Source organism: Actinomadura mexicana, from assembly GCF_900188105.1.
Lineage (GTDB): Bacteria > Actinomycetota > Actinomycetes > Streptosporangiales > Streptosporangiaceae > Spirillospora > Spirillospora mexicana.
Window position 1 is genome coordinate 1 of the sequence record NZ_FZNP01000049.1, and the last position, 1,125, is coordinate 1,125.

General features: G+C 67.8%; 1 protein-coding gene. It reads left to right on the forward strand.

Translation table 11 applies throughout. The annotated features are described in order from the left end of the window. Nucleotides 1-2: 2 nt before the first annotated feature. Nucleotides 3-1,125, forward strand: a 1,123-nt coding sequence (locus CHC11_RS39960; protein WP_089317115.1) for an acyl-CoA dehydrogenase family protein, incomplete at its 3' end; no start/stop codon positions are given.

The window sequence follows — 1,125 nt, forward strand, 5'->3', positions numbered from 1 at the left end:
TGCTGCGGCGTTCGGTGCGTGAGCTGGCCGAGGCCAAGATCGCTCCTTTCGCGGCGGAGGTGGATGAGGAGTCGCGGTTCCCGCAGGAGGCGTTGGATGCGTTGGTGGCGGGTGATCTGCATGCGGTGCACGTGCCGGAATCGTACGGGGGTGCGGGGGGCGATGCGCTGGCGACGGTGATCGTGATCGAGGAGGTGGCGCGGGTGTGCGCGTCCTCGTCGTTGATTCCGGCGGTGAACAAGCTGGGGACGGTTCCGGTTCTGCTGGCGGGGTCGGAGGGGTTGCGGGAGCGGTTCCTCGGGCCGGTGGCGCGGGGTGAGGCGATGTTCTCGTATGCGTTGTCGGAGGCGGATGCGGGGTCGGACGCGGCGGGGATGCGGACGCGTGCGGTGCGTGATGGGGATCACTGGGTGCTGGACGGCGCGAAGATGTGGATCACCAATGCGGGGGTGTCGCGGTTCTACACGGTGATGGCGGTGACCGATCCGGGTGCGGGGGCGCGGGGGATCTCGGCGTTCGTGGTGGATGCGCAGGAGGACGCGGGGGTGTCGTTCGGGGCCAGGGAGCGCAAGTTGGGGATCAAGGGGTCGCCGACGCGTCAGGTGCTGTTGGAGGGGGTGCGGGTTCCGGCGGATCGGATGATCGGGGCCGAGGGGACGGGGTTCAAGACGGCGTTGGCGACGTTGGACCATACGCGGATCACGATCGCGGCGCAGGCGCTGGGGATCGCGCAGGGGGCGCTGGATTTCGCGGTGGGGTATGTCAAGCAGCGGCGGCAGTTCGGTAGGGCGGTCGCTGATTTCCAGGGTGTGCAGTTCATGCTGGCGGACATGGCGATGCGGTTGGAGGGGGCGCGGCAGTTGACGTATCACGCGGCGGTCAAGTCCGAGCGGGCGATGGGCGGTGAGAGCGTGCCGGATCTGACGTTCGTGTCGTCGGCGTGCAAGACGCTTGCTTCGGATGTTGCGATGGACGTGACCACCGATGCGGTGCAGTTGCTGGGCGGGTACGGGTACACGCGGGACTTCCCGGTGGAGCGGATGATGCGCGACGCCAAGATCACCCAGATCTACGAGGGCACCAACCAGATCCAGCGCATGGTCATGGCCCGCCAGCTCCTGAAGT